Origin of the sequence: Thioclava sp. F28-4 (genome assembly GCF_002020045.1) — a bacterium.
Taxonomy (GTDB): Bacteria; Pseudomonadota; Alphaproteobacteria; order Rhodobacterales; family Rhodobacteraceae; genus Thioclava; species Thioclava sediminum.
On sequence record NZ_MPZQ01000036.1, the window covers coordinates 1 to 6,374 of the forward strand.

Annotated in this window: 6 protein-coding genes and 2 pseudogenes; 2 read left to right on the forward strand and 6 right to left on the reverse strand. The window is 58.4% G+C overall.

All coding sequences use genetic code 11. The features are described from left to right. The coding region (gene tnpB, locus BMI87_RS23060; protein ID WP_146681736.1) for an IS66 family insertion sequence element accessory protein TnpB at positions 1–116 on the reverse strand (116 nt) is incomplete at its 3' end. Then, positions 116–529 carry a transposase gene (locus tag BMI87_RS23065; protein ID WP_371326899.1) on the reverse strand — a complete coding sequence of 138 codons (414 nt, stop codon included), beginning with the start codon at positions 527–529 and terminating at the stop codon, positions 116–118. The genes BMI87_RS23065 and tnpB, both read right to left, overlap by 1 nt. 86 nt (positions 530–615) lie before the next feature. On the opposite strand from BMI87_RS23065, the pseudogene BMI87_RS21625 reads away from it, so the two are divergent. Next, positions 616–822, forward strand: a pseudogene (locus BMI87_RS21625) (IS3 family transposase); the annotation flags it as partial. A 124-nt stretch (positions 823–946) separates the two neighbouring features. Here the strand turns inward: BMI87_RS21625 and BMI87_RS21630 are convergent. From BMI87_RS21630 to BMI87_RS21640, 3 genes are all read right to left on the reverse strand, one after another. Then, a complete protein-coding gene (locus tag BMI87_RS21630; RefSeq protein ID WP_078523522.1) occupies positions 947–1,855 on the reverse strand; it encodes a hypothetical protein in 909 nt (302 codons plus the stop codon). 137 nt (positions 1,856–1,992) lie between these two features. Next, the gene (locus tag BMI87_RS21635; protein WP_078523523.1) at positions 1,993–4,200 is read right to left on the reverse strand and encodes a phage/plasmid primase, P4 family; all 2,208 of its coding nucleotides are present in this window, start codon (positions 4,198–4,200) and stop codon (positions 1,993–1,995) included. Positions 4,201–4,270: 70 nt separating this feature from the next. Continuing rightward, on the reverse strand, positions 4,271–4,561 hold the full coding sequence (locus BMI87_RS21640) for a hypothetical protein (protein WP_078523524.1): 291 nt from the start codon (positions 4,559–4,561) through the stop codon (positions 4,271–4,273). A gap of 422 nt (positions 4,562–4,983) precedes the next feature. On the opposite strand from BMI87_RS21640, the pseudogene BMI87_RS21645 reads away from it, so the two are divergent. Next, positions 4,984–6,131: pseudogene (locus BMI87_RS21645) on the forward strand (IS3 family transposase). A 138-nt stretch (positions 6,132–6,269) separates the two neighbouring features. Here the strand turns inward: BMI87_RS21645 and BMI87_RS22415 are convergent. Then, a partial coding sequence (locus BMI87_RS22415) for an integrase core domain-containing protein (RefSeq protein ID WP_146681737.1) occupies positions 6,270–6,374 on the reverse strand: 105 nt, incomplete at its 5' end.

The following is a 6,374-nucleotide window of genomic DNA, read 5'->3' on the forward strand; positions in this document are numbered from 1 at the left end:
GTGAACGGATCCTCTTTCAGGACCGATGCGACCTGCGCGGCGAGACCGTCGTGGCCTTTCCTGAAGTCGACCGGCTGTGTCGCCACGAGGATACGGACGGTGTGGGACGGCATCATCACGAGGGCGACCCGAGCGCATGGACGATCTCGGCAATCCGCACTGCCGGGGTGTCGGCGGCAAGCGCGATCGTCACGTCACCGAAGACGAGACGCAGACTGTCGTCCGACCGCCCCGAGGGCTGCGACGCCTGCGGGGGCTTCGGCTCGCACAGGACAACCGGCGTGAAGGCAGTCGGCTCATCCGACATCTCGGCGGCGGGCAGGACCAGCTTACCCTGTTTGGCCAGGCATCGCCACGCCGACAACTGGTTCGGCTTCATCCCGTAACGCGCCGCCACGGCGTTCACCGTCGCGCCCGGCTCAAGTGTCTCCGCGACGGCCTGTGCCTTCACATTCTCCGGCCACCGGCGGTGCCCGCTCTCGAAGATCTCAACTCCGAGCGATCTGAGAAACGAAGTCTGAGCATCCATTGCGAAACGCACTCCCACCTTGAGATGGGTATCACCTCGCAGTCCGCGCCGGCGCAGACAACGTGCCGCTCAGATACCGCTTACGCCATGACAACGCGGTCGCTGAGAGCTTCTTTAACCTGCTGAAGCGTGAGCGGATCAGACGACGGACCTATCGAACACGCGAAGAAGCCAGGCAGGATGTGTTCGACTACATCGAGATGTTCTACAACCCGAAGCGCAACCACGCCCGGAACGGAATGCTGTCGCCCGTCGATTTCGAGCGGCAGCAGAAACTGAGACACGAAGGCGTCTACGAAATACGGGGCTATTCAAAGACATTGAAGCAACGATACGCCAAATCGTGCGCGGTCTTCCCTGGGAATACGTGTCGCACTCTTGCTTCAGAGGGCTGATGTCTCGAACAAAGCATGACGATCAATTGACCGAAATTTGCTTTCCGTCAAATTCCAAGTCGAGCACTTTCCACGCTCCAAACTTTGCGCTTGGCAGATTTAGACCGTCCGCGCCGCACAAAACGATCGCGCGGCGGACCATTTCGAAGAGCGCGCTCTGGTTGCCCTCTGCGCCACTGCCGTCAACGAACGCAGTACTACTTATCACGGGTGTTCCATCGGGATTCATCTTCAACCGAACCGCGACGCTTGCTTCACCTTTTGGCGCTGCTCCCAAGGAAACGCACTCCTGCAGCGAAGCCGCTAAGTCAGCTTTTTCGCCGTCGGTCATCGGCGGGCCAGACAAATCAGGTGTCGGAGATGAGGTCGTCAGGGGCGGGGCCTCAGCCCCAGTTTCTGTTTTCCTATCAGCGGTGGTATGGCCCTTGAACGCTCCCTGAAGCTGCAGCAAGAGAAGAGTGCCGAGAGCGGCGTCGAAGCTTCCCCGCGCGAGATCAGCCGGTTCTTTGGAACCGGGACCCCAAGGCATCTCCTTTGCTTTCATCGTCTGCCCATCGCACCAAACCTCGGTGTGAATCTTCTCTCCGTTGACAAGTAGGCGAACGCGCGCGACAGGTCCGCGCTGATCTTCGAGCGTGGCCGCACTTGAGAAGGGCATCAGTTTCGCCATAACCGCGGCACCGTTTGCGAGGACTTGGAGGTTTCCGAGGCATTCTGTTTCGGACGCAAATTCTTTACCGGTGCGGGCGCTCGACAGGAGATTATCGAGTTGTTGCGGCGCATCATTAAGCATCTCAGCGCCTTTTTGCTTTGCTCCGTTCACGACGCCGCCCAATAGCATTCCGTCGAGTGACTGGCTGGTGGCGATCGTGGGCGCTGCAGAAAATGCGACCGCAACTACGTAATGGCAAAAACGAAAAAAATTATGCATGGAATGCTCCAGGTTAAATCTCAGGTAAGAGAGCAGGTTTTTATCGCATAAAAAAGCCCCCTCCGAGGAGGGGGCAGTTCAAAAGGTCGCCCGGATTGCCCGCCGGGCCGGGATCTCTTACTCGGCGGCGATCGAATTCATTGGGTGGGGTCAAGTGCATTCGCCGGGCGCCCGTCTCGATAGTCCATCCCATGCTCGTTAAGACGGATGCCGTGGCGCAGGATCGTGCCGCCGCGTGGCTCTCGGCTCAGCTTCTTCTCCTGAAGCACTGCACCGAACGCCTTCGAGCTGATCGGGTTGCCGGATGCCGTTTGCTCGAGATACGCACAGTAGGCCTTGTAGAGGTCGCCATGGGCGCAGAACGCCTTCGGATCGAGTTCGCAGCACTGAGCGATGAAAACGCCAGTAGGATCCGTCTCGATCTGGTAACGGTCGATACGGCCTCTCACAGATGCGGGCTCTTCGCCGAGGCCATTTGCATACCACTCTACCGCGCCACGGACGGCCCATGCCAGGATACCGGCGAATTCGGCCCGCAGCTTGTCTTTGAGCTTCATGTCTTTCGGCTTCGTTACGCCCTCGACGTAGATCTTGTCGATTGGATTTGCGTATGTATTGGGAAAGTTGATGACTTTCACGCGGCGCCAAATCGCGTCGCCCTGACTATGGATGCGGGGCAGATCATTCGTATCCAAGACGATCTTGCCGACCGGGAGAAAAGTGACGATCGAGCCGAATTTCAGGCCCGCAGAAACCTTTCCCTCGCCGCTGAAGTGCTTGAGGCGGCCTTCATCCAGCACATCTTCCGGGGCGCTCTCGGATGCATGGACGAAACGAGCACCGCGCAGTCTTGCGAGGATCTCGTCTGTTCCACCATTCTGTGGATTCCCGCGCTGCTTCATCAGGTAGGCCTTGGGAAGGCTGTGAGCATAGTCCGCCATCAGCTCTTCGAGGATGAGTGTCAGGACGCCCTTTCCGTTAGAGCCGCTGCCGTCGAGAAACAGAAACTTCTGCTCCGAGGTTTCTCCTGTCAGCAGATAGCCGATCCATCGCTGGAGGTAGGCGATCAGCTCGCGGTCATTGTTGAAGATGTCGTTCAGGAACTTCATCCATTCCGGGCACTTCACCTCTGGATCGTATGCGGCCCGGCAGGTTTTGGAGATGAGCATGTCTTGAGCCGGGGCAAGCAATTCCCCGGTGCGGAGATCGACCGCACCATTGCGAACGCCGAGGACCGAGTTGTCCGCGTCGAGTTCGGTCGCGACGATCTGCATGTGCGACTTTGCGAGCTTTGCTATTGCAGTGATGCTCTTCTGACTCTGCGACGTCTTGGACCATCCCGCCAGTTCCTCGATTGAGAAACGGACATCCGCACCGTGGTCACGCAGAGCCTCAGCGTCCTTCTTCGTCGCGGGCAGCTGGGGCAGGAGGTCTGGCGCATATTCGTGAAGCACGCGAGCCGTCGCGAGGTCGCGACCAATCGAACGTGCAGTATCCTGTGCTACGCGATCGAGTGAACCGCCGGCTTGATCATGGAGCCAGCGCGTGCCGGTCCAAACCATGATCCCAAGTCCGAATGCATCGAGGATGCGGTCACTGTATTTCGCCATCATCCGGTCAGCGTTTCCGAGGTCAGTGCGCTCGCAATCGAGCAAGCACCAGATGTCGGCGGCTGTAATCGCCTCGGCGGCGGTCGCAAGGCCAGCACGCACACGTTCATCGTGGTCCTCGCGATCTTCCTCAGCGTCGGGGGCCTTGCTCTCCGCCGGGCGGACCTTCGCGGCCAGCACCTCGGCCTGATCTTGCCAGCGGTGCTTCTCCGCCTTTTCTGCCCATCCGTCTGTCAGCGCCTCGAACTGGCGGTCACTCATTTCCACGATCTGGGCGTAAGTCACGATCCCGGCGTTGTGTAACTTCTTTGCATCTGCGCTCGTCATGCCGCCTATCTTCGACAGATCATCGACCCTATCTTCCTCGACCGCATCGGCCTCGGGCTGCGCTGGTGCAATCAAGGCGGCCTCGTCGATAGCCGCCTTGCGCAAGCCCTTCGTCTTCGCGATCTTCGCCAGGCCCTTCTTCGCGTCATTCATCGCATCATCCGAGGCCTCAATGAGGTCGTGAAAGGTGAGGATGCCCGCCGCCTTCAGCCTCGCATCGAGCGCAGGACCGATGCCGAATATGGCGGTCAAGTCGTCTTCGTCGTCGGAGTCTCCGCCGCCTTCTTCTTCCCTGCCGCCCTCATTCCCGGGCACCTTGCCGCCCTTGGCGGCGGTCTCGCGGATCTGCTGAGCGATCGGCTGATATTTTGCGACGCGGTTGCGGATAATGTTTATGTGCTTACGCATTGTTTGAACCTGTGGTGATTGTGTTTTTTGCGGACTGCTCGAGGCAGGTAGTGATTAAAATTCGTCCCATTCAAACGGACCGCACAAAAACGGCACCGTTTTCGTCGCAAAACTCAATAATGCAGAACGCATGCGGCTTAACGCGAGCCGGAAGCGCCGGGATGTCATGAACACCGACGATGTGTTCGACACCGGCGATGCGGACGAGGGCCACTCGCTGACCGACTATACTCGCGCCGACTGCGTGCCGGGCCTTCGCATGGCGGCTCGCGTATGTTCCCTCGACCGCCGCCAGGGCCTCTTTGTATGCGACTTGGCTCGCGGTGCCGAGATAGCTGGGCTTCTTGATCGTCTTCGTCATAGCGTCTCTCCGTTGTTGTCTGGAGTAGACCTTGTTCCCATGACGATCCGAACCAAGCGAAGAAACTAACTATTTTACAATTAATTGAAAAATAACGTAAAAATTGCAACTCATATGACGATATGACGAAAGACGCTCTTGCGAGCGAGGCTCCTGTAGAAGGGGCCGAGAATTAATTTTTAACTGTGTATGATACCTTAATTTTCCTTACCCGCATGCGGATGTTATACCATAACGCACATTTGAAATTATTAACTATTCCTCGATGCTATAGAGCGCTCTTTGGGAAAGCGCTGCATTGTCATATCGTCATAGGCGATCGGGAAAATTGTTGGGAAAAGCTGAGCTACCCCCTGAAATTCGGACACTGACATAAGCTACGATTTGCAGTCTGCTGATCTTCGACGAGAAGGAGATCAGAGATGTCGAAACGCAAGCAGCACGCGCCCGAGTTCAAGGCAAAGGTCGCGCTGGAAGCCCTGAAGGGTGAAGAGACAGCGACCGAACTGGCGAGCCGGTTCGGGGTGCATCCGACGATGATCCATCAATGGAAGCGGGCCCTGCTCGAAGGCGCGTCCGGCGTGTTCGAGCGCGGGGGCCGCAGGAAGCCCGAGATCGACGAGGAGCAGGTGAAGGAGCTCCACGCCAAGATCGGGGAGCTGGCGGTGGCCAACTCTTTTTTTGGAACGAAATCTGAAGCCCTGGGGCGGGAAGTGAGGCGCGGCATGATCGAGCCTCACCACCCGGACCTGTCGATCGCGCGCTCGTCTTTCTACTACACCCCCAAGGGCGAGACCGAACAGAACCTCGGCCTGATGCGACGGATCGACGAGCAGTTCCTGGAGACCCCGTTCTTCGGCGTCCGGCAAATGACCTGGCATCTGCGTAACGACGGACACTTGGTGAACGAGAAGCGGATACGGCGACTGATGCGCCTGATGGGGCTGATGCCGATTTACCAGAAGCCCAACACCAGCAGGCCCGCAAAGGGCCACAAGACCTATCCCTACCTGCTGCGAGGTCTGCGAGTGGATCGCCCGAACCAAGTCTGGTGCTCGGATATCACCTACCTGCCCATGAGGCGCGGATTTCTACACCTCGTTGCGATCATGGACTGGCACACGCGAAAGGTCTTGGCCTGGCGGATCTCGAACACGCTGGAGGCCGACTTCTGCGTCGAAGCGCTGAACGAAGCCGTCCACAAGTTCGGCCCGCCCGAGATCATGAATACCGATCAAGGGTCTCAGTTCACGTCCTTCGCCGGGACGGATCGGCTGCGTCGATCCGGCGTGCGCATATCGATGGATGGGAAAGGCCGCTTCCTGGACAACATCTTCATCGAGAGGCTGTGGCGCACCCTGAACCGAAGGACCGCGCAGCGAAATACGAGTGCGTCTACCTGCACGCTTGGGAGACAGGATCGGAGACGAAGGCGGCCATCCGGAAATGGATGACCTTCTACAACCACCAGCGCCCTCACTCAGCCCTCGGCGGCAAGCCACCGGCGCTGATGTATTGGCAGAGAAATGATATCAACCAACCCGGTCAGCAGGTGCAACGAGTAGCTTAATTTACGTCAGATTCTGTCCAAGAGATGGGGAGTAGTGACCTGCCACGGGTCTTTCATCCAGCCACGACCGGAGCCCGGTTGGTGTTGATCCGCACCCCAGAGCTCTACCGCCCTTAGGCAGAGTTTCCTGGCTTTTGCTCAGGGTGACGGCCTGGTGACGCCCCCCGATTTCGTCAGCGTGATCGGGGCCTTGTTCCCGATCGCGCCGTGTGGCCGTTCCTCATTGTAGTATCTACGCCAAGC

Coding starts and splice junctions, on each gene's coding strand:
- BMI87_RS21635 (WP_078523523.1), bottom strand. CDS start 4,200: ATGCGTAAGCACATAAACATTATCCGCAACCGCGTCGCAAAATATCAG.
- BMI87_RS23065 (WP_371326899.1), bottom strand. CDS start 529: ATGGATGCTCAGACTTCGTTTCTCAGATCGCTCGGAGTTGAGATCTTC.
- BMI87_RS21640 (WP_078523524.1), bottom strand. CDS start 4,561: ATGACGAAGACGATCAAGAAGCCCAGCTATCTCGGCACCGCGAGCCAA.
- BMI87_RS21630 (WP_078523522.1), bottom strand. CDS start 1,855: ATGCATAATTTTTTTCGTTTTTGCCATTACGTAGTTGCGGTCGCATTT.